Source organism: Amycolatopsis sp. NPDC049688, assembly GCF_040674975.1.
Classification (GTDB): domain Bacteria; phylum Actinomycetota; class Actinomycetes; order Mycobacteriales; family Pseudonocardiaceae; genus Amycolatopsis.
Genome location: NZ_JBFANY010000015.1, coordinates 179,777 through 205,299, shown reverse-complemented (window position 1 = coordinate 205,299; position 25,523 = coordinate 179,777). Strand labels below are relative to the sequence as shown.

The 25,523-nt window shown below is 70.9% G+C and carries 21 protein-coding genes and 2 tRNA genes; 10 read left to right on the top strand and 13 right to left on the bottom strand.

The features are described 5' to 3' along the window. The first annotated feature begins 66 nt into the window (after positions 1–66). From AB0J55_RS35660 to AB0J55_RS35640, 5 genes are all read left to right on the top strand, one after another. A complete protein-coding gene (locus AB0J55_RS35660; protein ID WP_364258891.1) occupies positions 67–1,602 on the top strand; it encodes an alpha-L-arabinofuranosidase B in 1,536 nt (511 codons plus the stop codon). A 57-nt stretch (positions 1,603–1,659) separates the two neighbouring features. Next, positions 1,660–2,037 carry a DUF6292 family protein gene (locus tag AB0J55_RS35655; RefSeq protein ID WP_364258888.1) on the top strand — a complete coding sequence of 126 codons (378 nt, stop codon included), beginning with the start codon at positions 1,660–1,662 and terminating at the stop codon, positions 2,035–2,037. 51 nt (positions 2,038–2,088) lie between these two features. Next, the gene (locus tag AB0J55_RS35650) at positions 2,089–2,676 is read left to right on the top strand and encodes a hypothetical protein (RefSeq protein ID WP_364258885.1); all 588 of its coding nucleotides are present in this window, start codon (positions 2,089–2,091) and stop codon (positions 2,674–2,676) included. A 90-nt stretch (positions 2,677–2,766) separates the two neighbouring features. Continuing rightward, a complete protein-coding gene (locus tag AB0J55_RS35645; protein ID WP_364258882.1) occupies positions 2,767–3,531 on the top strand; it encodes a TIM barrel protein in 765 nt (254 codons plus the stop codon). Positions 3,532–4,055: 524 nt separating this feature from the next. Continuing rightward, complete coding sequence (locus AB0J55_RS35640) at positions 4,056–4,448, top strand: Lsr2 family protein (protein WP_364258879.1); 393 nt, start codon at positions 4,056–4,058, stop codon at positions 4,446–4,448. Positions 4,449–4,717: 269 nt separating this feature from the next. Here the strand turns inward: AB0J55_RS35640 and AB0J55_RS35635 are convergent. The 3 genes from AB0J55_RS35635 to AB0J55_RS35625 all read right to left on the bottom strand — a co-directional run bounded on the left by AB0J55_RS35635 (position 4,718) and on the right by AB0J55_RS35625 (position 5,750). Beyond that, positions 4,718–4,793: transfer RNA gene (locus tag AB0J55_RS35635), tRNA-Glu, on the bottom strand. Positions 4,794–4,894: 101 nt separating this feature from the next. Beyond that, a tRNA-Gln gene (locus AB0J55_RS35630) sits at positions 4,895–4,966 on the bottom strand. Positions 4,967–5,015: 49 nt separating this feature from the next. Further along, positions 5,016–5,750 carry an HAD family hydrolase gene (locus AB0J55_RS35625; RefSeq protein WP_364258963.1) on the bottom strand — a complete coding sequence of 245 codons (735 nt, stop codon included), beginning with the start codon at positions 5,748–5,750 and terminating at the stop codon, positions 5,016–5,018. 503 nt (positions 5,751–6,253) lie between these two features. Between AB0J55_RS35625 and AB0J55_RS35620 the strand changes: the two genes are divergently transcribed. Continuing rightward, entirely contained in the window at positions 6,254–7,501 is a 1,248-nt protein-coding gene (locus AB0J55_RS35620) for an FAD-dependent oxidoreductase (protein ID WP_364258876.1), read from the top strand. A gap of 16 nt (positions 7,502–7,517) precedes the next feature. Here AB0J55_RS35620 and AB0J55_RS35615 read toward each other — a convergent pair whose 3' ends face one another. The 6 genes from AB0J55_RS35615 to AB0J55_RS35590 all read right to left on the bottom strand — a co-directional run bounded on the left by AB0J55_RS35615 (position 7,518) and on the right by AB0J55_RS35590 (position 17,311). After that, on the bottom strand, positions 7,518–8,288 hold the full coding sequence (locus tag AB0J55_RS35615) for a fumarylacetoacetate hydrolase family protein (protein ID WP_364258873.1): 771 nt from the start codon (positions 8,286–8,288) through the stop codon (positions 7,518–7,520). 31 nt (positions 8,289–8,319) lie between these two features. Then, positions 8,320–9,924, bottom strand: a complete 1,605-nt coding sequence (cimA, locus tag AB0J55_RS35610; protein WP_364258870.1) for a citramalate synthase — start codon at positions 9,922–9,924, stop codon at positions 8,320–8,322. A 250-nt stretch (positions 9,925–10,174) separates the two neighbouring features. After that, positions 10,175–11,215: a 3-isopropylmalate dehydrogenase gene (locus AB0J55_RS35605; protein ID WP_003080722.1), complete on the bottom strand. Its 1,041-nt coding sequence runs from the start codon at positions 11,213–11,215 to the stop codon at positions 10,175–10,177. Between the two features lie 228 nt (positions 11,216–11,443). After that, complete coding sequence (locus tag AB0J55_RS35600) at positions 11,444–14,791, bottom strand: S8 family serine peptidase (RefSeq protein ID WP_364258867.1); 3,348 nt, start codon at positions 14,789–14,791, stop codon at positions 11,444–11,446. A gap of 232 nt (positions 14,792–15,023) precedes the next feature. Continuing rightward, positions 15,024–16,622 carry a phosphoglycerate dehydrogenase gene (serA, locus tag AB0J55_RS35595; RefSeq protein WP_364258864.1) on the bottom strand — a complete coding sequence of 533 codons (1,599 nt, stop codon included), beginning with the start codon at positions 16,620–16,622 and terminating at the stop codon, positions 15,024–15,026. Between the two features lie 125 nt (positions 16,623–16,747). After that, on the bottom strand, positions 16,748–17,311 hold the full coding sequence (locus tag AB0J55_RS35590) for a helix-turn-helix domain-containing protein (protein ID WP_364258861.1): 564 nt from the start codon (positions 17,309–17,311) through the stop codon (positions 16,748–16,750). 89 nt (positions 17,312–17,400) lie between these two features. Here AB0J55_RS35590 and AB0J55_RS35585 point away from each other — a divergent pair, with 89 nt between their 5' ends. The 4 genes from AB0J55_RS35585 (at position 17,401) to AB0J55_RS35570 (ending at position 21,665) form a co-directional block, all read left to right on the top strand. After that, positions 17,401–18,300 (top strand): TIGR03620 family F420-dependent LLM class oxidoreductase, encoded by a 900-nt coding sequence (locus AB0J55_RS35585; protein ID WP_364258858.1) that lies wholly within the window; start codon positions 17,401–17,403, stop codon positions 18,298–18,300. Next, positions 18,297–19,109 (top strand): TIGR03620 family F420-dependent LLM class oxidoreductase, encoded by an 813-nt coding sequence (locus AB0J55_RS35580; RefSeq protein WP_364258855.1) that lies wholly within the window; start codon positions 18,297–18,299, stop codon positions 19,107–19,109. Before AB0J55_RS35585 ends, AB0J55_RS35580 begins: the two co-directional genes overlap by 4 nt. Positions 19,110–19,396: 287 nt before the next feature. After that, complete coding sequence (locus tag AB0J55_RS35575; RefSeq protein ID WP_364258852.1) at positions 19,397–20,713, top strand: ankyrin repeat domain-containing protein; 1,317 nt, start codon at positions 19,397–19,399, stop codon at positions 20,711–20,713. Between the two features lie 70 nt (positions 20,714–20,783). Further along, positions 20,784–21,665: a nuclear transport factor 2 family protein gene (locus AB0J55_RS35570; protein WP_364258849.1), complete on the top strand. Its 882-nt coding sequence runs from the start codon at positions 20,784–20,786 to the stop codon at positions 21,663–21,665. On the opposite strand, the gene AB0J55_RS35565 is transcribed toward AB0J55_RS35570, so the two are convergent. The 4 genes from AB0J55_RS35565 to AB0J55_RS35550 form a co-directional block, all read right to left on the bottom strand. Further along, complete coding sequence (locus AB0J55_RS35565) at positions 21,662–21,940, bottom strand: DUF397 domain-containing protein (protein WP_043780771.1); 279 nt, start codon at positions 21,938–21,940, stop codon at positions 21,662–21,664. The genes AB0J55_RS35570 and AB0J55_RS35565 overlap by 4 nt on opposite strands. Positions 21,941–22,025: 85 nt before the next feature. Then, complete coding sequence (gene ilvC, locus AB0J55_RS35560) at positions 22,026–23,039, bottom strand: ketol-acid reductoisomerase (protein ID WP_364258842.1); 1,014 nt, start codon at positions 23,037–23,039, stop codon at positions 22,026–22,028. A 31-nt stretch (positions 23,040–23,070) separates the two neighbouring features. Next, a complete protein-coding gene (ilvN, locus tag AB0J55_RS35555; protein WP_003080760.1) occupies positions 23,071–23,577 on the bottom strand; it encodes an acetolactate synthase small subunit in 507 nt (168 codons plus the stop codon). A gap of 1 nt (position 23,578) precedes the next feature. Continuing rightward, on the bottom strand, positions 23,579–25,471 hold the full coding sequence (locus AB0J55_RS35550) for an acetolactate synthase large subunit (protein WP_364258839.1): 1,893 nt from the start codon (positions 25,469–25,471) through the stop codon (positions 23,579–23,581). Positions 25,472–25,523: the final 52 nt, after the last annotated feature.

Here is a 25,523-nt window from a genome sequence, read left to right as displayed (position 1 = left end):
CCGCACCCGGAATCGTTCCGCGCTGCCTTTTTCCGCGGTCCCCCACCCCGAAACGGAGAGTTTTTCATGTTCGCTCGGAGAACTGCATCACTGCTGACGGGCGGTGCGCTGGTGCTCGCCGCCACCGTCTTGAACGCGGGCCAGGCCGCCGAAGCGGCCACGTCGCTGCCGTGCGACATCTACGGCGCCGCGGGCACCCCCTGCGTCGCCGCGCACAGCACCACCCGCGCGTTGTACGCGTCCTACAACGGCCCGCTGTACCAGCTGAAGCGCGCTTCCGACGGCGCTGTCGCCGACGTCGGGCTGCTGGCCGCGGGCGGGTACGCCAACGCGGCCACGCAGGACTCCTTCTGCGCCACCACGACGTGCGTCATCAGCGTCATCTACGACCAGTCGCCGCGGCACAACGACCTGTTCATCGAGCCCGCAGGCGCCGCGGGACCGGCGAACTCCGGCGTGCCGGCGGACGCGCTGCCCGTGACCGCGGGCGGCCACGCGGTGTACGGCGCGTCGTTCTCCGGCCGCATGGGCTACCGGCACACCGCCGCCTCGGGCGTCGCCGTCAACGGCCAAGCCGAGGGCATGTACATGGTGACGTCCGGGACCCATGTCAACAACCGGTGCTGCTTCGACTACGGCAACGCCGAGGTGTCCATCGCCGACACCGGCAACGGCCACATGGACGCGATCAACTTCGGCACCGAATGCTGGTTCTCGCCGTGTGTCGGCCAGGGCCCGTGGGTGCAGGCCGACCTGGAGAACGGCCTGTTCCAGTCCGACGCCGGTCCCAGCAAGAACAGCTCCTACACCGGCAACAGCGCGCCGTTCGTCACCGCGCTGCTGAAGAACAACGGGCAGAACTTCTTCGCCACGAAGGACGGCAACGCCCAGTCCGGCGGCCTCGCCACGCGCTACTCCGGCCCGGAGCCCACCCAGCCGGGGTACTCCCCGATGCAGCAGGAGGGGTCGATCGTCCTCGGCACCGGCGGCGACAACAGCAACGGCTCGATCGGGTCGTTCTTCGAAGGCGTGATGACCAGCGGGCTGCCGACCGACGCGGCCGACAACGCCGTGCAGGCCAACGTCGTCTCGGTCGGCTACGGCGGCCCCAGCCCGGTGGCGGGCGGCACGCTGAACGCCGGATCGACGATCTCGCTGCGGGCCACCACCGCCTGCTGCACCACGCGGTACATCCGGCACCAGTTCGACAACGCGGTCACGTCGGTGGTCAGTGCCACCAGCCCGGCGCTGGACAAGAGCGACGCGTCCTGGATCGTGCGCCGCGGCCTGGCGAACCCGTCCTGCGTCTCGTTCGAGTCGCGCAACTACCCGGGTGACTTCCTGCGGCACTACAACTACCAGCTGCTGCGCCAGCCGATGGACGGCAGCGCGACCTTCCGCGCCGACGCCACGTTCTGCCCGCAGGCGGGGAAGAACGGGCAGGGCACGTCCTTCGCCTCGTACAACTACCCCGACCGCTTCATCCGCCACTACAACAACACCGTCTACATCGCGAGCAACGGCGGTCCCAACACCTTCGACGCCTCGGCATCCTGGGCCGACGACGTCAGCTGGGCCGTGAACAGCCCCTGGACGCCGTAGTCCGGCGTTTCCCTCCGGTCGCGGCCGGGTAGTCCGGCTGCGACAGGAGGGCGGGCCATGACGAACGAACCGCCGGCGGGCGCGCACCTGCAGGCTGTGGCCGCCGAACTCGGGCTGCAGCCCGAGGACACGCGCGCCCGGACCGGCGACTTCGAGGGCGGCCGCATCCGGTTCGCGGGCCGGGCCGGAGACCGGGAACCGAGCGACTACCTGCTGCTGTGGACCCCCGACGCCGGCTGGCAGCTCGCCGCGGACGACGGCCGGGACGGCGCGGTGCAGGTCGTGGCCACGCTGCCGGGCGGCCGCCCGCCCGAAGCCGTGGCCGACTTCGTCCTCGGTGCCCTGACCGGGCGCGGGGAGCGCCTGGTGCGCCGGTCGGACGAGCCGGGCGCGGAGCCCGTCCCGCCCGGCGGGAAGGACCGATCGCCGGCGTAGTCCGGCGCAAAGCGTTTTTCCGCGGCCGGACGACGGCTCTAGCCTTCCCCCATGACCGAGTGGTTCCCCTACGAAGAGGACGAGGAGACTCCCGCCCTCTCCCCCCGCGACACCGCCTTTCTCGAGGCGCTCCGGGAAGCGGCCGGCCGCTGGTCGGTCCCGTTCGCCTCCACCTGGGCTTGGCGCGAGGAACCCGGGTCGCCGCTGCTCGCCGTGGTGTCGCTGGTCGACGGTGAAGCTCGGGTCTCGCTGGGCGACTTCGGCGTCCACGTCCTCGGCGACCGGGCGCGCGGGGACCAGCTGCACAACCAGCTCTACACCCTGCCGGACGAGCCGACCGGATTCGCCGTCGACGTCACCGGGCCGCCTCGGCAGCTCGCGGCCGAGTGCGCGAAGTGGTTCGAAGCGTTGCTGGCCAAGCCCGTCGTGCACTCGCGCTGGCGGCACGCCGGACAGGTCTACGCCCAGCTGTGGAGCTTCGGCGACACCGGGGAAGGGCTCGTCCAGAGCTACGACGCCGGCGCGGCGCCCCGCCACCAGCCGGCGGACCTGCAGGCTCGCGGGCACGTCCGTGGCCGGGGCTGGGTCCAGGTCGCGGGCATCGAAGCGGCGCCGGACGACGTCCGCCGGGTGCGCTGACCGCGGCACGCCAGAAAGCGCTTTCCGGCTTGTCTGCCGCGGACGGCGTCGCCTACGCTCGCGAAGAAAGCGACTACCCGGAGGAGCCGCGTGCCGACCACCCTGCGAGACCGGATCGGGCTGTGCTCGGTGACGTTCCGCGCGTTGCCCGCCGCCGAGGTGGCCCGGGTCGCCGCCGCGGCCGGGCTGCGCGTCGTGGAGTGGGGCGCCGACGTCCACGCTCCCCCGCGCCCGGCGGCGGCCCTGCGTGAGGTGCGCGAGCAGACCGCCGCCCACGGGCTGGCGGTCTGCTCCTACGGCTCGTACTGGCGTGCGGGCCGGGACAGCACGGCGGAGTTCGCCGCCCTCGCCGAAGCCGCGGCCGCGCTCGGCGCACCGCGGATCCGCGTGTGGGCGGGCACGGAAGACTCTGCGGACGCGTCGGCGGAGACCCGGTCGCGGGTGACGGCGTCGCTGCGTGAAGCGGCGGCGATCGCGGCCGCCCGGGGACTGACGGTCGCGCTGGAATTCCACTCCGGAACGCTGGCGGACACCCCGCCGGCGGCGCTGCGGCTGCTCGACGACGTCGGCCACGACGCGCTGTCGGCCTACTGGCAGCCTCCGGTCGACGCGCCGGACGAGCGCGCGGTCGCCGGCCTGGCCACGATGCTGGAGCGGGTCAGCGCGGTCCACGTCTTCTCGTGGTGGCCGGGCCAGCACCGCCTCCCCCTGCAGGAACGCGAGCGGCTGTGGCGGCCGGCGCTGGAGCTCGTCGCGGGCCGCCCGGTGGACGTCCTCCTCGAGTTCGTCCCGGACGACGACCCGGCCGTGCTGCCGCGCGAGACGGAGACGCTGCGGCGCTGGCTCGGGGCCTGAGTTCCCGAGGCCGCCTCGCGTGCCCTCCGCCGGGCACGACCTCGAGAAGCCTCCGCGCCACACCGGGCTGCCCCGGAGTCGCTCGGGGTGCCAGTCCGGACAATCCGCGGGCCGGCGACCGGGACGCGGCGGAATCCGCAGCGCAGTTCGCCGCGGCAGCCGACCGGCGTTGAGCAGACGTCACACCCTCCACAGCGGACAGACCGGGCACCGCCGGTTTTCCGCGGGGAATACCGGATCGCCGATCATCACTCGATGAGGCGAATGTGTGACATTTCGGCGACGCCCGGCACCGACTACGCCGAACGGCCTCACGTCGTTTCCCCGGAATGCGTGATGCGCCCGGATCGCCAATGCGGCAACGGAAGATCCGTCCCGGTACCTCGGCGCCCGCGGGCGGAAGAACGGCTGATCGTGCGGTTTCCGCACGGCACGCGGCGGGCAGGTATTTCCCTTTCCGGCGGCTTTGTGGATACACTCGCCGGAGAGAACGTCGCCCATTGTGTCCACCCGAGGAGCAGTCAATGGCCCAGAAAGTCCTCGTCGAGATCCTGGACGACATCGACGGCAGCGCCGCCGCCCAGACGGTCCAGTTCGGCCTCGACGGCGTCACCTACGAAATCGACCTTTCGGACGAGAACGCCACGGCCCTGCGCGACGAATTCTCCCGCTACATCGGCGCGGGCCGCCGCATCGCCGGCCGCCGCGGCCGCGCGGCAGCCACCCGCCCCGCGATGACGACGTCGGACCGCGAGCGCAACCAGCAGATCCGCGCATGGGCGGCGGCGAACGGCTACGAGATTTCGGAGCGCGGCCGCCTCTCGTCCCAGGTGGTCACGGCCTACGAGCAGGCCCACGCGGCCGGGGAGGCACCGGCCCCGCCGAGGCGCTCGTCCCGCAAGAGCGCAGCCGCCTGACCCGGCCGGTCAGGCGCGTCCGGCGAGCTCACCCGTTCCTGGCCGCCACGGCGCCGGACCGGGCACTGCGGCGTCCCGCAACGATGGCCCGGCCGGGGCACCCGCGGCACGCCGTTGCGGGCGCCACAGCCGTCCTCAGCCCGGGAGGCCCGGCTCACCCGGGCCGGGGGTACCCGCCGCAGAAAGAATCTCCGGAGTCGTCGCGGGACCCGGCTGATCAAACCGAAAAAGCCCGCCTGACCTGGGTCAGACGGGCTCAGCGGTCTTGCTGGTACCCCCGATGGGATTCGAACCCACGCTACCGGCGTGAGAGGCCGGCGTCCTAGGCCGCTAGACGACGGGGGCTTAGGATCTTCCCTGGTTTCCCAGGGGCTTTTCTGTTTTTCTTGCTGGAGAGAACCTACCAGAGCCGATTTCCCGCCCTGCAGGGGGGTCACTCTCCGCAGCTGGGGTACCAGGACTCGAACCTAGACTAACTGGACCAGAACCAGTCGTGCTGCCAATTACACCATACCCCAGTGAGGTACCGCCCCGGCTGGCCGGTTCAGCACCGCACGAGGAGAAATACTAGAGCACGCCGTTCCGGACGGTGAACGCGGGGGTGCCACTGCCGCGCTGGGCGGGGACGCCGATCGTGGCGTACTCCGAAACCAGCAGCTCAGGCAGCTCCGCGAGGCCCGCCACCGTGTGGACGCCCTCGGGGGCGCGCTCGCCGATGCCGTCGCGGTCGAGCCAGACCGCGCCCAGGCCGGCGTCGCGGGCTCCGATCGCATCGGTGTCCAGTTTGTCGCCGACGTGAACCGCCTGGGCCGGGGCGCAGTCCAGGCCCAGGCACACCGTGTGGAACATCACCGGGTCGGGTTTCGCCACCCCCAGTTCGCCCGCGATGGCGACGTGGTCGAAAAACGGCGCCAGGCCCAGGTCGGCGATTTTCCGGCGCTGGTGGGCGCCCGAGGCGTTCGTCACCGCGGCGAGGACCAGGCCGGCCGCGCGGAGCCATTCCAGGCACGGGACGACGTCGTCGAACAGCTGCCAGGAGTGGTCGAGCAGTTCTCTTCGGCGCCGCTCGAACGAACTCACCTGCTCGGCGTCGGCGAGGATGCCGATTTCGGCCAGGAAGCAGTCGGTGCGCCGCTGGTGCATGGTCGCGTAGTCGAGTTCGCCGGCGACGACGAGGGCGACGTGCTCCTCGGTGATGAGGTCCCACAACGGCCACAGGTCGCCCCGGCCGGTGAGGATGTGGAGGCTGCGGCGGATCGCCGCGGTGCAGTCGATGAGGGTGTCGTCGATGTCCAGGCACACCAGCCGCAGCTCGGGCGGCGCCCAGGGCTCGGAGGCCGCCGCGGCGGGCGGGGCGGTTCGCGAAGGGGTCCGGGGTGCCACGGCGAAATCCACCCAGTGAGGCTAGGGCAACCGCCGCGTTCGCGACGCTGCCAAAGAGGTGATTGCCGCACCCCTGTTCCGGCGCACCGGTTCTACTCCCAGTTGGCGTACCGTCCCCGATCGGTTATCCGGCACCGCACACCGGCGCTGTCGCCTCCTCCGGTGCGGAACCCCATGCCATCCGAAACCGTTGCGCGGCTTGGAAATTCACTCCGTCCACAAGGGGCGCCCGGTCGAGGAGCCCGCCGGCACCGCCCGGACGTGGCACACCACCGACGAACTGTCGCGTTTGGACGGTTTCCGCCCATCGGCGGCGCGTGCCACCCACCGTCGCCCGATCAGCGTATCCCCGGTCACACCCCTTGACGCCGGTGCTCGCGAGGTGCATCCTCATCTTATTCAACAGGCGATGAATAAGGGAGATGGTCGAGATGACCGAGCGCACGACCTGCGTCGTCATCGGTGGCGGGCCGGCCGGGATGGTCACGGGACTCCTGCTGGCCCGGGCCGGCGTCGAGGTGACGGTGCTGGAAAAGCACGCCGACTTCCTGCGCGACTTCCGCGGGGACACGGTCCACCCGTCGACGTTGACGCTGCTCGACGAGCTGGGCCTCGGCGAGAAGTTCCACGCCCTGCCGCACAGCGAGCTGCACTCGGCCGGGTTCCCGCAGGAAAACGGCGAAATGATGAAGCTCGCCGACTTCACCCGGCTGAAGGTGGCGCACCCGTACATCGCGATGGTGCCGCAGTGGGACTTCCTCGACCTGCTCGCCGAGAGCGCGCGCAAGGAGCCGACGTTCGTCCAGCGGATGGAGACCGAGTGCACCGGCCTGGTCCGCGAACACGGCCGGGTCGCCGGCATCACCTACCGCACGAGCGCCGGCGAGACCGGCGAAATCCGCGCCGACCTGGTGATCGCCGCCGACGGCCGGTGGTCGCTGGCCCGCCGGGAAGCCGGGCTGGTGCCGCGGGAGTACGACTGCCCGTTCGACGTCTGGTGGTTCCGGCTCTCGCGCGGTGACGGCGAGGAAGGCGGCATGCTGCTGCCGAAGATGCGGGACCGCCGCTTCGCGGTGCCGCTCCCCCGCCCGGACTTCTACCAGGTCGCCTACCTCGCGCCGAAGGGCGAAGACCTCCGCGCCCACGGGATCGAGGCCTTCCGCGAGAACGTGACGCAGATCTGCCCCGAGTTCACCGACCGGGTGCACGAACTCGAGACGATGGACGACGTCAAGTTCCTCGACGTCCGGCTCAACCTGCTGCGCAAGTGGCACGTCGACGGGCTGCTGTGCCTCGGTGACGCGGCGCACGCGATGTCGCCGATCGGCGGCGTGGGCATCAACCTGGCGGTGCAGGACGCGGTCGCGGCGGCGACGCTGCTGGCCGAGCCGCTGCGCCGGGGCCGTCCGACGGAGGCCGAGCTGGCGAAGGTGCGGGCGCGGCGCCTCGCGCCGACGCTGCTGGTGCAGGGGCTGCAGCGCCTGATGCACCGGACCGTGGTGCGCGGGGTGATGAACGGCAGGCGGAACGGCCCGCCGGAGCCGATGATCAAGTTGTTCGCGCGGTTCCCGCGGCTGTCGTACTTCCCGGCCCGGCTCCTCGGCCTCGGGCTGCGGCCGGAGCACGCTCCGGCGTTCGCCCGGCGGCCGATGGAGCCGGCACAGCGCTGAATCGGAAAAGCGGGGGCTAGACGTTCTCGACCGGGTTGGTCAGGGTGCCGATGCCGTCGATGGTGATCGAGACGGTCTGGCCGCCCTCGATCGGGCCGACGCCCTCGGGGGTGCCGGTGAGGATGATGTCGCCGGGCAGCAGCGTCATGACGCCGGAGACGAACTCGACCAGCTCGGGGATCTTGTGGACGAGGTCCGAAGTACGGCCGTCCTGCTTGAGCTCGCCGTCGACCTCGGTCCGCAGGGCGAGGTCGGAGGCGTCGAGCGACGTCTCGATCCACGGGCCGATCGGGCAGAAGGTGTCGAAGCCCTTGGCGCGGCCCCACTGGCCGTCGGCCTTCTGGAGGTCGCGGGCGCTGACGTCGTTGGCGATCGTGTAGCCGAGGATGACGCTCGCGGCGCGGGCGGCCGGCACGTTCTTCACCGGCTGCCCGATGACGATCGCGAGCTCGCCCTCGAAGTCGACGCGGCCGACGCCGGACGGGCGGCGGATGGCCGCGTGGGGCCCGATGACCGTGGTCGACGGCTTGAGGAACAGCATGGGGTCGGCGGGCACCTCGTTGCCGAACTCGGCCGCGTGCTTGGCGTAGTTGCGGCCGACGGCGATCACCTTCGACGGCAGGATCGGCGCGAGCAGCCGGACGTCGGCCAGTGGCCACCGCTTGCCGGTGAAGTTCGGCTGGCCGAAGGGGTGTTCGGCGATTTCGAGGACCTGGGCGTCGTCGCCGTCGCCTTCGATCGAGGCGAACGCGACACCACCGGGATGAGCAATTCGGGCTAGGCGCACGCCGCCAGTCTACGTGCGCCCAGCCGGTGAGCTAGGCCACGGTGCTGCTCTTGTGGACCAGCGCGTCGCACAGGGCCAGCCAGCTGGCCTCGACGATGTTGCCGTGCACGCCCACGGTGGTCCATTCGCGTTCGCCGTCGGTGCTCTCGACCAGCACGCGCGTCACCGCGTCGGTGCCGGGGTGGCCCTGGAGGATGCGGACCTTGTAGTCGGCCAGCTCCACACTGTCCAACCAGGACAGGTGGGGCGAGAGCGCCTTCCGCAGGGCGGCGTCGAGGGCGTGCACCGGGCCGATGCCCTCGGCGGTGGCGATCACGCGCTGGCCGCCGACGTGCACCTTGACCGTGGCCTCGGCCATCACCTCGCCGTCGGAGCGGTGGTCGAGCACCACGCGGTAGGACTCGAGCCGGAACGGCGCCTCCGCCGGGTCGTCGGCTTCCTGACGCAGCAGGAGTTCCAGGGAGGCGTCGGCGGCCTCGAAGGACCAGCCTTCCGCTTCCAGGCGCTTGACCTTCGTGATCGCGCTCGTCAGCGCTTCGGGCCGGCCGGCAAGGTCGACCCCGAGCTCACGTCCCTTGAGCTCGAGGCTGGCCCTGCCGGCCATCTCGGTGACCAGTACCCGCATGTCGTTGCCGACGGAAGACGGATCGATGTGGTTGTACAGCAACGGATCCACCTTGATCGCGCTCGCGTGCAGTCCCGCCTTGTGGGCGAAGGCCGACGCCCCTACGTAGGCCTGGTGGGTGTAGGGGGCGATGTTCGCGATTTCGGCAAGGGCATGGGAGACGCGGGTGAGCTCGGCGGCGCCTCCGGTCGGGAGGACGTCGAGGCCGAGCTTGGTCACCAGGTTTCCCGTCACGGCGAACAGGTCGGCGTTGCCGGCCCGTTCCCCGTAACCGTTGGCGGTGCACTGGACGTGCGTCGCGCCGGCCTGCACCGCGGCGACGGAGTTCGCCACGGCGCAGGAAGTGTCGTCCTGACAGTGGATCCCGAGCCGGAATCCGGTCGTTTCCTTGATCTTCTGCACCGTTTCGGCGAGCCCGAGCGGCAGCTGGCCGCCGTTGGTGTCGCAGAGCACGAGGACGTCGGCGCCCGCGTGGGCGGCGGCGTCCAGCACCCGGAGCGAGGTCTCGGGGGAATACGCGTAGCCGTCGAAGAAGTGTTCGGCGTCGAGGAAGACGCGCCGGCCTTCCTTCGTGAGGAATTCGACGGTGTCCTTCACCATCGCGCAGGCTTCGTCGACATCGACGCGGAGAGCCCGTTCGATGTGCCTGAGGTCGGATTTGGCGACGAGCGTGACCACCGGTGCCTCGCTGTCGAGCAGGGCCCGCACCTGCGGATCGGCGTCGGCGGTGGTGCCGGCCTTGCGGGTGGCGCCGAACGCGACGAGCGCGGCGTGGCGGAGCTTCAGTTCGCCTTTCGCGGCGCGGGCGAAGAATTCGGTGTCCTTGGGAAGTGCCCCGGGCCAGCCGCCTTCGATGAACCCGACCCCCAGTTCGTCGAGCAGCCGGGCGACCGCCAGCTTGTCCTGCACCGAGTAGGTGATGCCCTCCCGCTGCGCGCCGTCGCGCAGGGTCGTGTCGTAGAGGTGGAAGGCATCGCCCAGCGGCGTATCGGCGGGCTCCTGGCGGGTCACGGTCTTCTCCTAGCGTTTCAAGGCAACAAAAAAACCTCCCGCAGGGTGCGAGAGGTTGCGCGCCGGGGGCTCTTGTGGAGCTATCGTCCGGCGCGCTCGTCGATAATGATCGCGAAGCTGGTCACGGTCGCATCATGCCACACCGGCCGCGGGCGAGTCCAGGAACTGGGCCAACCTCCCACCATCCGGGAACAGTGCGGGCACGAAAAAGCCCCGCACCCGAGGACGGGCGCGGGGCTTTCCCGGAAACTCAGCCGGCCGTCCGCACGTTGGACGAAACGAGCGCCGCCAGCCGGTCCCCGATGGCCTGCGTGGCCCCCGGCGAAGACTGGTCCCGCGTCGCGAGGTCGAACGCCACCGACGCCTCGATCCGCCGCGCCGCTTCCTTCTGCCCCAGGTGGTCCAGCAGCAGCGCGACCGACAGCACCGCCGCCGTCGGGTCGGCCAGGCCCTGGCCCGCGATGTCCGGCGCCGAACCGTGCACCGGCTCGAACATGCTGGGGTTCCGGCGGGTGATGTCCAGGTTGCCGCTCGCCGCGAGGCCGATGCCGCCGGTCACCGCGGCTGCGAGGTCGGTGATGATGTCGCCGAACAGGTTGTCGGTCACGATGACGTCGAACCGGGACGGGTCCGTCACCAGGTGGATGGTCGCCGCGTCCACGTGGGAGTAGGCGACGGTCACCTCCGGGTGCTCCAGCGAGACCTCTTCGACGATCCGCGACCACAGCGAACCGGCGTACTCGAGCACGTTCGTCTTGTGCACCAGCGTCAGGTGCTTGCGCGGGCGGGCCTCGGCGCGGTTGAACGCGTCCGCGACCACGCGCCGGATGCCGAACGCCGTGTTGACGCTGACCTCCGTCGCGATCTCGTGCTCGGTGTCCTTGCGCAGCAGGCCGCCGGTGCCCGCGTACGGGCCTTCGGTCCCTTCGCGCACGACGACCATGTCGACGTCGCCCGCGTCGGCCAGCGGCCCCCGGACACCCGGGTAGAGCCGCGCCGGGCGCAGGTTGACGTGGTGGTCCATCTCGAAGCGCAGGCGCAGCAGCAGGCCGCGCTCCAGGATCCCGCTCGGCACCGTCGGATCGCCGACCGCGCCCAGCAGGATCGCGTCGTGCTGGCGGAGCTCGCCGAGGACCGACTCCGGGAGCAGCTCGCCGGTCGAGTGCCATCGGGCCGCGCCGAGGTCGTAGTTCGTGATCTCCGCCGTCGGTACTACCTCGCCGAGCACCTTCAGCGCCTCGGAGACCACCTCGGGCCCGATCCCGTCTCCTGGGATCACCGCGAGCCGCATCCACACACCTCCGTCGACCGGACCACCGGCCGCACCGATGGCCCACCGCAACAAAACGCCAGCAGCCGGAAGGTTACCGGCCGTAGACAAACTGCCGTAGCCGCACCACCCTTATGCCGCATCCTCCCGCAGGGTGAGACACCCAATCGGGTGAACAGCCGAGGGGCGTCCCCGGCGGAAATCCGCCGGAGACGCCCCTGGTCCTGCGAAAATCGATCTTGCCGGGAACTACGGGCGGCCGCCCCCGATCGGCTGACGGGCGTTCCCCGGCCGGGCGTCCTCCACCTTGACCACGTTCGCCCGGTTGCCCGCGGCGTTGTGGTGCTCGATGGCCAGCAGGCCGAGGGCCTTGTCGGCCGCGGCCGAAGCCGCGTTCCGCGTCACGACCAGGGCCGTTCCCGGCTTCGCGACGTAGCCCAGCGCGGCGTCGCCGCCGCCCTGCACCGTGTAGCCCGGCGCGAGCGCGTCGAACGACAGCGGCGTGCCGACGTAGTCGATCAGCCCGTTGGTCGTGCCCGGCGCGACGTAGAAGCCGCTGACGCCCACGGTGTAGGAAATCCGGTGGCTGTCGGCGTTCGCGTCGATGCCCAGCGCGGCCAGCGAAACCGGCAGGGTGATCACGTTCGTGTCGAACACGTTGGTGTCGACGTCACCGAGCTGGCCGTTGACCGCCTGGACGTCCACGGTCGGGAAGCCCGGGGTCAGCGCGACCGTGTTGGCCAGGAGGACATCGGTGGACGTCGCCTTGGTCACGTAGGTCTCGAAGTCCGGCTGCCCGTCCCCGGTCGTGTCGATGTCGACGAACGGCGAGGTGTTGCTGCCGATGTTCGCCCAGTCCCCCCAGGTGGAGAGGCCGAACGCGAGCAGCGCGTTCTCCGGCTCGCCCTGCGCCTTCGCCAGCGGAGCGGTGGACGCCGCGCCGATGTAGCGGAGGTCGCCGCCCTTGGCCGTCTTGTTCAGCGTGCAGTCGGTGACCACGTCCGCGTCGCACTCGGGCAGCTGCGGGGACTCCGCCTGCAGCTCGAGCACGCTGATCAGCGAGCGGTACCGCTGGGCGCCGGTGCCCTGGTCGACACCCTTGCCGCCCAGGTTCAGCACGGCCTGGGCCGCGTCCGCGCCGAACTTCACCGACGCCGGCGTCGAAATCGACGAGACCGGCTTGGGCGCGGCGTAGACCGAAACCCGCAGCGGCACCTTGGCCCCGCTGACCGGCGTGAAGGCGACGCGGCCGGAGGCGTCGGCGACGAACTGCCGGGCCAGGCCGGCCTGGGTGGCCGCCATGGTCGGGTCCATGACCTTGCGCAGCGCCTTGGGGTCGGTGATCTTCAGCGTCACCTTGACCTTGGCGGTGCCGCGCGGGGTCAGCTTCACCGACGGCTTGTCCACTGTGTACTCGACACCCGGCAGCGCGTTGACCGCCTGGTAGGCGACGGTGTACTCGGCCGGGGTGACGCCCTTGTTGACCAGCTTGACCGTCTTCGACAGCGTGACCGGGCCACCGGCCTCGACCGTGCCGAAGCTGACGCTGACCGCGCCCGGGTCGTCCTGCACGTAGGCGAGCACCTGGTTGTCCAGCGCCGCCTTGGCGTCGATCCGGCCGCTGCCGACGCGCTGCGGCGCGTAGGTGTGGCCGGCGCCGTCGGAGACGTCGTGGCCGGCGGTGCCGATCACCGACGCCTTGACCTCCTCGACCGACCAGTCCGGGTGGGACTGGCGGACGAGCGCGGTGATGCCGGTGGTGTGCGGGGCGGCCATCGACGTGCCGGAGAGCACGGTCCGGCCGTTGCCGCTGCCGCGGAACGCCGAGGTGATCGTGTCCCCGGGCGCGGCGACGTCCGGCTTGACGGCCGGGCCGCGGGTGCCGCGCGAGGTGAACGAGCTCGGCGTGTCCACGATCGTCTTGTCGTAGGTCTGGATCGACGCGCGGCCGGCGCCGAAGAGCCGGACCTGCAGGGTGCCCGCGGCCAGCGCCGGACGCAGCGTCTTCGTCGCGGACCCGGTGAACTGGAACATCGGGATCGCCGCGTTGCCCGCGATGCCCGCGCTGAAGTGTTCCAAAGTGGACGACAGGAGCGCGCCCTTCGCCCCGGCGGCCTGCGCGTTGTTGGCGCGGGCGGCCGAACCGCAGGCGCGGGTCGAGTCGTTGTCGTCCCACTCCAGCCAGACGAACTTGCCCGCGGCCTTTGCCTTGTCCTCGGCGGAGTACGGCGCGCAGCCCGCGCTGTTCGACGCTGACAGCGTGACGACCGGCGCGGTCACGTCCAGGGTGTCGTAGCCGGTGAAGTTCTGGCTGTACTGGCCGGTCTTCTGGCCCGCGGTGGGTGCCTTGACCTCGGCGGCGTCGCGCAGGATGCCCGCGTCGCGCGTGCTGGCGACGGTGAGCGCCTCAGGGGTGTTGCCCGGGGAGCCGGCGATGTCGTTGATGTCGCCGCCGTTGCCCGCGGAGATCACCGGGAGGACGTTGTTCGCGGCGAGCTTGCGCACGAACAGCGAGTCCGGGTCGTCCGGCGCGCCGAAGTCGGAGCCGAGCGAGAGGTTGACGATGTCGAGGTGGTCGGTGAAGTCGCCGTCGCCGTCCGGGTCGAGCGCCCAGTCCAGCGCCTGCGAGGTGACGTTCGTCGAACCCGTGCAGCCGAACACCTTGATGGCGTAGAGCAGCGACTTCGGCGCCGTGCCCGGGCCGATCTGCATCGCGTCGACCTTCTTGGCGTCCAGCTTCTTGTAGTCGCCCTTGAAGGTCTTGCCGTCGGCGGTGACGCCGAAGCCGCCGATGGTGCCGGCGACGTGCGTGCCGTGCTCCCCGCAGGCGAGCGGGTTGGGGTCCGGCTTCGGGGTGGTCTTGCCGGCCGTGGCGGCGTCGTAGTCGTCGCCGACGAGGTCGGTGCCGCCGACGACCTTGGCGCTCGGGAAGAGCGGGGTCGGCTTGGTGGAATCGACGCTCTTGTAGGCGGCCTGCGTGCCGGGGCCGCCGAAGTCGGCGTGGGTGTAGTCGATGCCGTCGTCGATGACGCCGACGCGGACGCCGTCGCCGAACTTCCCGGTCTGCTGCCAGGCGGCGAGGGTGTTGGTGAGCTGCTCGGCGCTGGCGTTGGTGCGCGTCTTCGGCACGACGGTGCGCACCGCGACGACGTCCGCCCGCTTCGCGACGTCACGCAGCTTCGCGGCGTCGGCGGTGACGACCACGCCGGGAACGGCGTTGGCGGTCTGCGTGACGACCTGCGGCTTGGCGTCGGCCGCGCGCAGCTGTCCCACGACCGAGTTGACGGCTGCGGTGGTGTCGTCCTTCGCGGCCCGGGCGGCGCGCTTGGCGGCCTCCTTGCCCTGGGGCTGCGCGGAGGTGAACGCGTCGACGGCCGGCTTCTTCGCCAGCTCGACGAACGCGGTGACCCGGCCCTGCGCGGCCCCCAGCCGCGGCGAAACCTTGCCCTGCAGCTTCGCGTCGTCGATCTTCGCCGGCGCAACACCGTCGGCGAGCGGAGCGTCCGCTGCGCTCGCGATCGGCGCCCCGAGCGCAGCGGCCAGAACGACGGCGAAGGCCGCCGTCGTGGCGCGCGCGGGGAGGCGGGATCTGCTCATGAGTCGGCCCCTTACCCGAGGTCTGGACCCGAACCTGCCTGCCGCTCCGGAACACCCCCGACGGTGGAAGCGCGGCACAGCGCCGTGCCCTCGACGACGCGTGGTTCAACCTCGCGGGGAGAACCTAATGCCCCAAAACACCTACTTACGTAGGCAAAGGATGCCGTTATGTAGTTGTGATTGCGCACGAAGGCCCCCTGCCGGGTGACAGGGGGCCTTCGAAAGGGTTACGTCAGTTGAAGTCGACAGCGCGGATCGTGTGCGCGCCGACCGCGGCGCCGATCGGCTCCAGCAGGTGCGCGTCGATGTGGCGGTCGACGCGCAGCAGCATCACCGCGTCCGAGCCGTCCGTCGTCTGGCTGATCTGCGCGGCCTCGATGTTGATGCCCGCTTCGCCGAGCAGCGTGCCGACGCGGCCCATCACGCCCGGGCGGTCCGGGTACTCGACCAGCAGCACCGTGCCCTCGGCGCGCAGGTCGAAGCCGCGGCCGTTGACCTCGACCAGCTTCTCGACCTCGTCCTTGCCGGTGACCGAGCCGGACACGCTCAGCACCGAGCCGTCGGAGTGCACCGCGCGGACGGTGACCAGGCTGCGGAACTTGGGGCTCTCCGGCTCGGTCTCCAGCTCGACCTGGACACCGAGCTTCTCCGCCAGCTGCGGCGCGTTGACGAACGTGACCTGGTCCTCGACGACGCCGGTGAACACCCCGCGCAGCGCCGCCAGCTGCAGCACGCCGGTGTCCTCGTTCGAGATCTCGCCCTTGACCTGCACGGTCACCGACGTCGGCGACGTCGGGTTGAGCGCCGTGAGCAGCTGGCCGAGCTTCTGCACCAGCGACAGGTACGGGCGGACGTGCTCGCCGACGGCGCCGCCGCCGCTGACGTTCACCGCGTCCGGCACGAAGTCGCCGCGCAGGGCCAGCAGCACCGACTTCGCGACGTCGGTGCCCGCGCGGTCCTGCGCCTCGGCCGTCGAAGCGCCCAGGTGCGGCGTCACGACGACGTTCTCCAGCTCGAACAGCGGGCTGGACGTGGTCGGTTCGGAGACGAAGACGTCGACGCCGGCGCCGCCGACGTGGCCCGAGCGCAGCGCGTCGGCCAGGTCCTGCTCGACGATCAGCCCGCCGCGGGCGGCGTTCACGATGATGACGCCCGGCTTGGTCTTCTTCAGCGCCTCGGCGTCGATGAGGCCCTTGGTCTCCGGCGTCTTCGGCAGGTGGATGGAGATCGCGTCGGCACGGGACAGCAGCTCGTCGAGGGTGACGAGCTCGATGCCGAGCTGCGCGGCGCGCGCGGCCGAAACGTAGGGGTCGTAGGCGATGATCTTCGTGTCGAACGCGGCGAGGCGCTGGGCGAACAGCTGGCCGATCTTGCCGAGGCCGACCACACCGATGGTCTTGCCCTGGAGCTCGACACCGGAGAACGAGCTGCGCTTCCACTCGCCGCCGCGGAGGCTCTGGTCGGCGGCCGGGACCCGGCGCGCGACCGCCAGCAGCAGGGCGACGGCGTGCTCGGCGGCGGAGACGATGTTCGACGTCGGCGCGTTGACGACCAGGACCCCGCGCTCGGTCGCGGCGGGCACCTCGACGTTGTCCAGGCCGACACCCGCGCGGGCGACGACCTTCAGCTGCGTGGTGGCCGCGAAGACTTCGGCGTTCACCTGGGTGGCGGAGCGGACCAGGAGCGCGTCGGCGCTCTTCACCGCCTCGAGCAGCGCGGACCGGTCCGTGCCGTCGACGTGCCGGACCTCCACCTCGTCACCGAAGACACTCAGCACGGAGGGGGCGAGCTTCTCCGCGATGAGGACGACGGGCTTATTGGGCTTGCTCACGATGCGGCTCCCACTATCTGGTCACTTCCAGGACGCTCTGTGTCGACAAACGGTCAAAGCACGTCGTTGTGCCCCGGTCGTGGCGGAGTTTAACGCGCTGGCCGGGCCCGTGGCGTCTCCTGGTGTTAACTTGCGCGCAATCCCTCGAAAACAAGAGCCAGCAGGCGCTGCATGCCCCCTTCGCCGGGCAGGTGGCCGCCCGCCCAGGATGCCGCGTGCAGCAACAGAAGGAGCTCGTGCGCCGTGACGTCCTGACGCAGCTCGCCCGCGTGCTTCGCTCGTTCCACCAGTTGGGAACCGACGTCACGCATCGCGTGGCAGGACTCGTACAAACGGGATGTTTCGTCGTTCAGCGCGTCGGCGGTGAGCTCGACGAGGCCGCGGAAGGTGCCGGTGGCGTCGCCGAGCCCGGCGAGCCACGCGTGCAGCGCGTTCAGCGGCTCGGGGTGGGTGAGCAGTTCGCGGGCGCGCTCGGCCTGCGCGTCGAACCGGGCGCGCAGGAGCGTTTCGAGCAGGGCGTCCCGGGTCGGGAAATGCCGGTACAGCGTGCCGATGCCGACGCCGGCGCGGCGCGCGATCTCTTCCAGGGACGCCTCGACGCCGTGTTCGGCGAAGGCGCGCTGAGCCTCTTCGAGGAGGCGCTCGTAGTTGCGGCGGGCGTCCGCGCGCATCGGTTTGACGTCGGTCATCGCACTCCCGACCATACCCGCTAGCCAATCGGAGGCTACCTCCGTATATTAACCGGAGGCAGCCTCAGCTTACTGGAGGGAACTCGAGGATGACCCTGATCGATGACACCCGGGCCCGGCTCGGCGCGTTCGGCACGTGGTTGCCGAGCGCACCACTGCAACCGCCCCCGGACGTCGAACGCGCGGCGACGCGGCGGCTCGCCGACGCCGGCTACCGCTCGGTCTGGAGTGGCGAAGGACCCGGCACCCGGGAGGTGTTCGCCCACTTCGGCGACCTCCTCGCGTCCGTGCCGGACGTGGTGCTCGGCACCGGCATCGCCAACACCTGGCTGCGGCGCGGGACGACCGCGTACAAGGGCGGGGCGACGCTCGCCCAAACCCACCCGGGCCGGTTCGTGCTCGGCATCGGCGTCGGGCACGCGTTCCAGGCAGCGAAGCTCGGCGAGGACCATCGGCCGATCGACCGGATGCGCGCCTATCTGTCCGAAATGGACTCCGCCGCGGCCGAAAACCCTTCACCCGCGGCGTTTCCACGCATGCTGGCCGCCGTCGGACCGAAGATGCTGGAGCTCGCGCGCGACCACGCGGACGGCGCGCACCCGTTCGCCCAGCCGGTCTCGCACACGCCGTACGCCCGGGAGATCCTCGGGCCGGACAAGCTGCTGATCCCGCAGCAGACCGTTCTCCTCGGCAGCCGCGAGGACGCCCGCGAAAGCGTGCGGCGCCGGGTGGCGCAGTCGCGGGAATACTCCGTCACGGTCTACCTCGCGGGCTGGAAACGGCTCGGCTACACCGAAGCCGACATCGCCGGGCCGAGCGACCGGTTCGTCGACGACCTAGTGCTCTGGGGCGACGCGGCGACCATCGCGAACCGCCTCGCCGAGGTGCTCGACGCGGGCGCGGACCACGTCCTGCTGACACCGTCCGCACCGTCGTTCGAGTCCACTGTGGACGCGTTGGTGGAGCTGGCCCCGGCGGTGGTCCGATGAGCGTCGGGATCTGGCGGTTCTTCGACGGCGCCCCGGTCGGCGAGCTCCGCGAAACGGCCGCCGAGGTGGAGGAACTCGGCTTCACCTCGATCTGGTTCGGCGAGTACGCCGGCCGGGAGGCGTTCACCCAGGCGGCCTTGCTGCTCGCGGCGACGTCCCGGCTCACGGTCGCCACCGGGGTCGCCCGGTTCGACCAGCGTTCCCCGCTCGCGGCGGAAGGCGCGATCCGCGCACTGGGCGAGGCGTACCCGGGCCGGTTCGTCGCCGGACTGGGCGGGCACCGGCCGGGCGCGCGGCCGCTGACGGCGTTGCGCGAGTACCTCGACGGGATGGACGCGGCCGAGTTGCCGGGCCTGCCCCAGCCGTCACCCCGTCCCCGGCGGGTACTCGCCGCGCTGGGCCCGAAGCTCCTGGACCTCGCGGCCGAACGCGCCGACGGCGCCCACCCGTACTTCGTCCCGCCGGAGCACACGGCCATGGCCCGCGAACGGCTCGGCCCTGGCAAGTACCTGGCGGTCGAGCAGGCGGTGGTCCTCGACCCGGCCCCCGAGGCGGCCCGGGAGCACGTCGGCCTCTACGTCAGCCAGGCCCGGCACCACCAGCAGAACCTGCGCCGCCTCGGCTTCACCGACGCCGACCTGGCCGACGGCGGCAGCGACCGCCTGGTCGACGCCATCGTCGCGACCGGCGAACAAGCGGCTGCGAACCGGATCCAGGCCCACCTCGACGCCGGCGCCGACCACGTCTGCCTCCAGGTCCTGGCCCGCACCCCCGATTCCTACCGCCGCCTGGCCACCCTCCTCCCGTGAACGAAGGGTCGACTCGCGTGATCAGAAAGCCGACACGCGTGATCGAAGCGACGACACGGCGCCGAGCCCCAACTCCCCCGTGTCGACCCTCCAATCACGTGAGTCGACCCTCCAATCACGTGTGATGACCCTTCCTTCACGCCGGGGTAGGGTGGCGGAGCGCGGTGCGGGCCGCGTCCCGTCCGCGGAAAGGGCCGAGCCCACCCCTGCTGCACCGCACCACCAGCTCCGCACCTTCTTTCCTGCCCGGTGCCGGCGGACCACGGGCGACGAGGGAAGGAGGCACCATGGGCGTGCTGCCCGCAAAACCCAGCCTGGACCAGTTGCGTAAACGCGCGAAGGACCTCGCGCGCGCCGAAGGCGTCAAGCTCGCCGAAGCACAGTTCCGCATCGCGAGGGACCACGGGTTCCCGAGCTGGCCGAAGCTGCAGGCCTACGTCCGGCGCGTCATCGAGCACGGGGAAACCCTGCAGCACCCGTACCACCAGGACGCCGCGTACTACGCCGAACGCGCGCTCGGCCTGCTCGCCTCGGCTGAGGACGACACACCCGGCGCGAAGGAGCCGTTCGCCCGCTGGAACCAGCCGTTCACCCGCGACGGCGCCCGGGCGGTCGTCGCCCGGGAGCACGGTTTTGCTTCCTGGAAAGCACTCCGCGCGCACGTGAGGTCCCTTGTGGACAGTGGCGAGCCGTTCGCCCGCGCCTACCGGGCGATCGAAGCCCGGGCTCCGGAACAGCTCGAAACGCTGCTCCGCGAGTTCCCCGGGCTCGTCGACGCCCGCGGCACCAACGGCAACGACCTGCTCGGCATGGCGGGCGCGACGCACGACGAGCGGCTCAGCCGCATCCTCCTCGACCACGGCGCCGATCCCGCGCGCGGCAACGTCCACGGCTGGACGCCCCTGCACCAGGCGGCCTACAGCAACCTGCCCCTCCTGCTCGACCTGCTCCTGCAGCACGGCGCGCCCGTCGACGTCCCGGCCCGCGGCGACGGCGGCACTCCCCTGGTCGTCGCCCTGTTCTGGGGTCACCGGGAAGCCGCGGAAAAGCTGGCGGAACACAGCCACGCACCCGGCAACCTGCGGGTCGCGGCCGGCCTCGGCCACCTCGACGCCATCGACGAACTCCTGACGTCGGGCCGCGGCGGGATGCACCGGGGTTTTTACCGTCCCCACAGCGGTTTCCCGGCCTGGCACCCGACGGACGACCCGGCCGAAGTCCGCAACGAAGCTCTCGCCTGGGCGGCCCGCAACGACCGCACCGAGGCCCTGCGCACCCTGGTCGCGCGCGGAGCCGACGTCAACGCCGACGTCTACCGCGGCACCGCACTGGCCTGGGCGGCGGCGCAGGGCAAGCTCGCCGCCGTCCGGACGCTCCTCGACCTCGGCGCCGACGTGAACTTCCGCGGCACGTTCGGCGGCCCGAACCACGGCGAAGGCGTCACGGCCCTGCACCTGGCCGCGCAGTCCGGGCACCTCGACGTCATCCGCACCCTCGTCGAAAACGGCGCCGACCCCACCGCGCGGGACGCGATCTTCCACGGCACCCCGCAGACCTGGGCGGAGGTGTGCGGGCAGCCGGCCGCGCGGGACCTGCTCCGGTAGACAACCGGAGTCTGTAGTCCGTATCTTCGGAGGCGGACTACAGACTCCGGTTTGCCCACTGGGAGGACCCATGACCACACCCCGCGACGTCTTCACCGCGTTGTCCGACGGGATCAGCGAAGGACGCTTCAGCGAGCTCTCCGCGCTCTACGCCGAGGACACCGTCGTCGAGCACCCGCAAGCGGTCCCGCGGCCAACGCGGCTGACCGGCCGCGCCGCCGTCCACGAACGGTTCGCCGGCGTGCTCGCCGGGGCGTTGCGCCTCAAGCGCAAGAACGTCGTCGTCCACGAGACGACCGACCCCGAGGTGATCGTCGCCGAATACGGCTACGACGCCGAGTCGGTGGAGACCGGCCGAACGATCGAAGCGGCCAACATCCAGGTGCTGCGCGTCCGCGACGGCCTGATCGTCCATTCCCGCGACTACCACGACTACCTGCGGCTCGCGGTCGTCCGCGACGGCGTCGACGACCTGGTCAAAGCCTACGAGCAGGCGCCGCCGCGCGAGTTGTCGCCGATCGGGCCACGGACGTCGAGCGACCCGGAGAGCCGGCGCGGGGTGTTCGAGCGGCTCGTCTACGGCGTGTCCGACAAGGCCGGCCCGGCGCTGGCGGAGCTCTACGCCGAGCCGACGCACGTGACGCACCCGTTCCAGCCGGGTTCGGAGGTCGTGCGGACACGCGAAGAACTGCGCGAGCACTTCGGGCGGGCGGCATCCCTGGGCGTCGACTTCGAAATCGCCGACCTGGTCACCTACAAAGGCACCGACCCGGAGATCCTGATCGCCGAGTTCGCCTACCAGGGCACCTACGGCGGGCGGCCGGTCCGGATCGCCAACATCTTCGCCATGCGGATCCGCGACGGCCTGGTCGTCGAATCCCGCGACTACGGCGACCACCTCGGCATCGCCGGCGACCTCGGTACGATCCCCGAGCTAGCGGCGAAGCTCTAGGCCTCGGCGAGGTCCTCGGGCAGGTCGAACTCGCCGTCGCGGACGCCCTTGACGAACGCGTCCCACTCCCCCGGCGTGAAGACGAGGATCACGCCGTCCGGCTTCGCCGACTGCCGCATCGCGGTGTAGGTGACGCCGTCCGTGTGCTCGATGAAGGCGTACTCGACGCAGTCGTCGAGGGTGACGCCTTCGGGCTCGGCCCGGATCCACTCGGCCTTCGTGAAGTCGAGGTGGTGCCGGATGTGTGCCTTGTCGTCGACCGGCTGATCACTCATGTCACCAGCGTAGCGACCCGGGTACCGAACGCACCGAAGGGGACGCCCGCACCGGGCGCCCCCTTCGGGTTCTCACGGGAAAAACTCAGGCGGTCTCGGTGATCGGCCGGTCCACCCACGACATCAGGTCGCGCAGCTTCTTGCCGGTCGCCTCGATCGGGTGCTGGTTGCCCTGCTCCTCGAGCTTGGTGAAGTTCGGCCGGCCGGCCTCGTCCTCGGCGACCCACTCGCGGGCGAACGTGCCGTCCTGGATCTCGCCGAGGATCTTCTTCATCTCTTCCTTGACCGCCGGCGAGATGACGCGCGGGCCGCGGGTCAGGTCGCCGTACTCGGCGGTGTCGGAGATCGAGTAGCGCTGGCGCGCGATGCCGCCCTCGTACATCAGGTCGACGATCAGCTTCAGCTCGTGCAGCACCTCGAAGTAGGCGATCTCCGGGGCGTAGCCGGCCTCGGTGAGCACCTCGAAGCCGGTCTGCACCAGCGCGGACGCGCCACCGCAGAGCACGGCCTGCTCGCCGAAGAGGTCGGTCTCGGTCTCCTCGGTGAACGTCGTCTTGATGACGCCGGCGCGGGCGCCACCGATGGCGGCCGCGTAGGAGAGCGCGAGCGCCTGGGCGTTGCCGGTGGCGTCCTGCTCCACCGCGATGAGCGCCGGGACGCCCTTGCCGTCGACGAACTGGCGGCGGACCAGGTGGCCCGGGCCCTTCGGGGCGACCATCGCGACGTCGACGTTCGCCGGCGGCTTGATCAGGTCGTAGCGGATGTTGAAGCCGTGCCCGAAGAACAGCGCGTCGCCGTCCTTGAGGTTGGGGGCGATGTCCTGCTCGTAGATGAAGCGCTGCTTGGTGTCCGGCGCCAGGATCATGATCAGGTCGGCCTCGGCCGACGCCTCGGCCGGGGTGAGCACGCGCAGGCCCTGCTCCTCGGCCTTCGCCCGCGACTTGGACCCCTCGGGCAGGCCGATGCGGACGTCGACGCCGGAGTCGCGCAGGCTCAGCGAGTGGGCGTGGCCCTGGCTGCCGTAGCCGATGACAGCGACCTTGCGCCCCTGGATGATCGAGAGGTCGGCGTCGTCGTCGTAGAAGATTTCCACTGCCATGGGGGTACTGCTTCCTTTCCTGACTTACGTCTTAACGCGGTGATGTAGCGGTGATCGAGCGGGCGCCGCGTCCCACCGCGACCATGCCGGACTGGACCAGCTCGCGGATGCCATACGGCTCCAGCATCCGCAGCAGCGCACCGATCTTGTCCGACGTCCCGGTCGCCTCGACGGTGAGCGCCTCCGGGGACACGTCCACCACCTTCGCACGGAAGAGCTGGACGGTTTCGAGGACCTGGCTGCGCACGGTGTTGTCGGCGCGCACCTTCACCAGCAGCAGTTCGCGCTGCACGGCGGTCGACTGCTCCAGCTCGACGATCTTGATCACGTTGACCAGCTTGTTGAGCTGCTTCGTCACCTGTTCGAGCGGTAGCTCTTCCACGGCGACCACGATCGTCATGCGGGACACCTCGGGGTTTTCCGTGGGCCCGACGGCGAGGGACTCGATGTTGAACCCGCGGCGGGAGAACAGGCCGGACACGCGCGCGAGCACACCGGGCTTGTTCTCGACCAGGACACTCAGCGTGTGGACGCTCATCTCAGCGCTCACCCTCTCCGGCGGCTTCCGCGGCGGCCTCGGTCGTCTCGACCGAAACCTCGTCGTCGTCGAACAGCGGCCGGATGCCCCGGACCGCCATGATCTCGTCGTTGCCGGTGCCGGCCGCGACCATCGGCCACACCTGGGCATCCTTCCCCACGACGAAGTCGATCACGACGGGGCGGTCGTTGATTTCCATCGCGCGGCGGATGGTGGCGTCGACGTCCGCCTTCGTCTCGCACCGCAGGCCGGCGCAGCCCAGCGCCTCGGCCAGCAGCACGAAGTCCGGGATGCGGTGCTTGTGCGTGCCCAGGTCGGTGTTGGAGTACCGCTCCGAGTAGAAGAGGTTCTGCCACTGCCGGACCATGCCCAGGTTGCCGTTGTTGATGACGGCGACCTTGATCGGTGCGCCCTCGATGGCGCAGGTGGCCAGCTCCTGGTTGGTCATCTGGAAGCAGCCGTCGCCGTCGATCGCCCAGACCTGCTTGTCCGGGACGCCGAACTGCGCGCCCATCGCGGCGGGCACCGCGTAGCCCATGGTGCCGAGGCCGCCGGAGTTGATCCAGGTGCGCGGGTTCTCGTACTTGACGAACTGCGCGGCCCACATCTGGTGCTGGCCGACACCCGCGGCGTAGACGGCGTCGGGGCCGACGATCTCGCCGATCCGCTCGATGACGTACTGCGGCGACAGCGAACCGTCGTCGGGCCATTCGTAACCGGCCGGGTAGGTCTTGCGCCAGTCGTCGGCCTGGGTCCACCAGTCGGCCAGGTCGGGCTGCCCGCTGTGGTCGAATTCGGCCTTCACGGCGGTGATCAGCTCGCCGATGATCTCCTTGCAGTCGCCCACGATCGGGACGTCCGCCTTGCGGTTCTTGGAGATTTCGGCCGGGTCGATGTCGGCGTGCACGACCGCGGCGTCCGGCGCGAAGGAGGACAGCTGGCCGGTGACCCGGTCGTCGAACCGGGCGCCGAGCGCGATCAGCAGGTCGGCGCGCTGCATGGCGGCGACCGCGGCGACCGTGCCGTGCATGCCCGGCATGCCGAGGTGCTGCGGGTGCGAGTCGGGGAACGCCCCGCGCGCCATCAGCGTGGTGACGACGGGGATGTTCGTCAGCTCGGCGAGCTGCTTGAGCTGCTCGTGCGCCTCGGCCTTGATGACGCCACCGCCGACGTAGAGCACCGGGCGCCGCGACTTCGCGATCAGCTTCGCGGCTTCGCGGACCTGCTTGCCGTGCGGGCGCAGCGTCGGGCGGTAGCCCGGGAGGCGCAGCTCGGTCGGCCAGGAGAACGAGGTCATCTCCTGCAGCACGTCCTTGGGGATGTCCACCAGGACCGGGCCGGGGCGGCCGGTCGCGGCCAGGTGGAACGCCTCGGCGATGGTCCGCGGGATGTCCGCGGGGTCGGTGACGAGGAAGTTGTGCTTGGTGATCGGCATGGTGATGCCGCAGATGTCGGCTTCCTGAAAGGCGTCGGTGCCGATCAGCGCGCGGGACTGCTGGCCGGTGATGGCCACGACCGGGACCGAGTCCATGTTCGCGTCGGCGAGCGGGGTGACCAGGTTGGTCGCGCCCGGGCCGGAGGTGGCCATGCAGACGCCGACCTTGCCGGTGGCCTGCGCGTAGCCGGTGGCCGCGTGGCCGGCGCCCTGCTCGTGGCGGACCAGGACGTGGCGGACCTTCGTCGAGTCCAGCAGCGGGTCGTAGGCGGGCAGGATGGTGCCGCCCGGAATCCCGAAGACCACCTCGGCGCCGACGGCTTCGAGCGAGCGCACGAGGGACTGGGCGCCGGTGACGCGCACCGGCGTTCCCGCCGGTGGGGCCGGCTTCGGACGTGCTCCGGGCGTTCCGGGCGTCGGCCCGGGCTTCGCGTCGCTGCGCGACGTCGCACTGGTCATCGGATCTGCCTCGTGGGTCTCGGTGTCACTCGTTCGGGTCGGTTTTGTGCGG

Bases quoted from the DNA above. Each gene is read 5' to 3' on its own strand.
- AB0J55_RS35590 (WP_364258861.1), bottom strand. From the start codon at position 17,311: ATGACCGACGTCAAACCGATGCGCGCGGACGCCCGCCGCAACTACGAG.
- AB0J55_RS35570 (WP_364258849.1), top strand. From the start codon at position 20,784: ATGACCACACCCCGCGACGTCTTCACCGCGTTGTCCGACGGGATCAGC.
- AB0J55_RS35655 (WP_364258888.1), top strand. From the start codon at position 1,660: ATGACGAACGAACCGCCGGCGGGCGCGCACCTGCAGGCTGTGGCCGCC.
- AB0J55_RS35575 (WP_364258852.1), top strand. From the start codon at position 19,397: ATGGGCGTGCTGCCCGCAAAACCCAGCCTGGACCAGTTGCGTAAACGC.
- ilvN (WP_003080760.1), bottom strand. From the start codon at position 23,577: ATGAGCGTCCACACGCTGAGTGTCCTGGTCGAGAACAAGCCCGGTGTG.
- AB0J55_RS35550 (WP_364258839.1), bottom strand. From the start codon at position 25,471: ATGACCAGTGCGACGTCGCGCAGCGACGCGAAGCCCGGGCCGACGCCC.
- AB0J55_RS35660 (WP_364258891.1), top strand. From the start codon at position 67: ATGTTCGCTCGGAGAACTGCATCACTGCTGACGGGCGGTGCGCTGGTG.
- AB0J55_RS35650 (WP_364258885.1), top strand. From the start codon at position 2,089: ATGACCGAGTGGTTCCCCTACGAAGAGGACGAGGAGACTCCCGCCCTC.
- AB0J55_RS35565 (WP_043780771.1), bottom strand. From the start codon at position 21,940: ATGAGTGATCAGCCGGTCGACGACAAGGCACACATCCGGCACCACCTC.
- AB0J55_RS35585 (WP_364258858.1), top strand. From the start codon at position 17,401: ATGACCCTGATCGATGACACCCGGGCCCGGCTCGGCGCGTTCGGCACG.
- ilvC (WP_364258842.1), bottom strand. From the start codon at position 23,039: ATGGCAGTGGAAATCTTCTACGACGACGACGCCGACCTCTCGATCATC.
- AB0J55_RS35640 (WP_364258879.1), top strand. From the start codon at position 4,056: ATGGCCCAGAAAGTCCTCGTCGAGATCCTGGACGACATCGACGGCAGC.
- AB0J55_RS35580 (WP_364258855.1), top strand. From the start codon at position 18,297: ATGAGCGTCGGGATCTGGCGGTTCTTCGACGGCGCCCCGGTCGGCGAG.
- AB0J55_RS35605 (WP_003080722.1), bottom strand. From the start codon at position 11,215: ATGCGGCTCGCGGTGATCCCAGGAGACGGGATCGGGCCCGAGGTGGTC.
- AB0J55_RS35600 (WP_364258867.1), bottom strand. From the start codon at position 14,791: ATGAGCAGATCCCGCCTCCCCGCGCGCGCCACGACGGCGGCCTTCGCC.
- AB0J55_RS35620 (WP_364258876.1), top strand. From the start codon at position 6,254: ATGGTCGAGATGACCGAGCGCACGACCTGCGTCGTCATCGGTGGCGGG.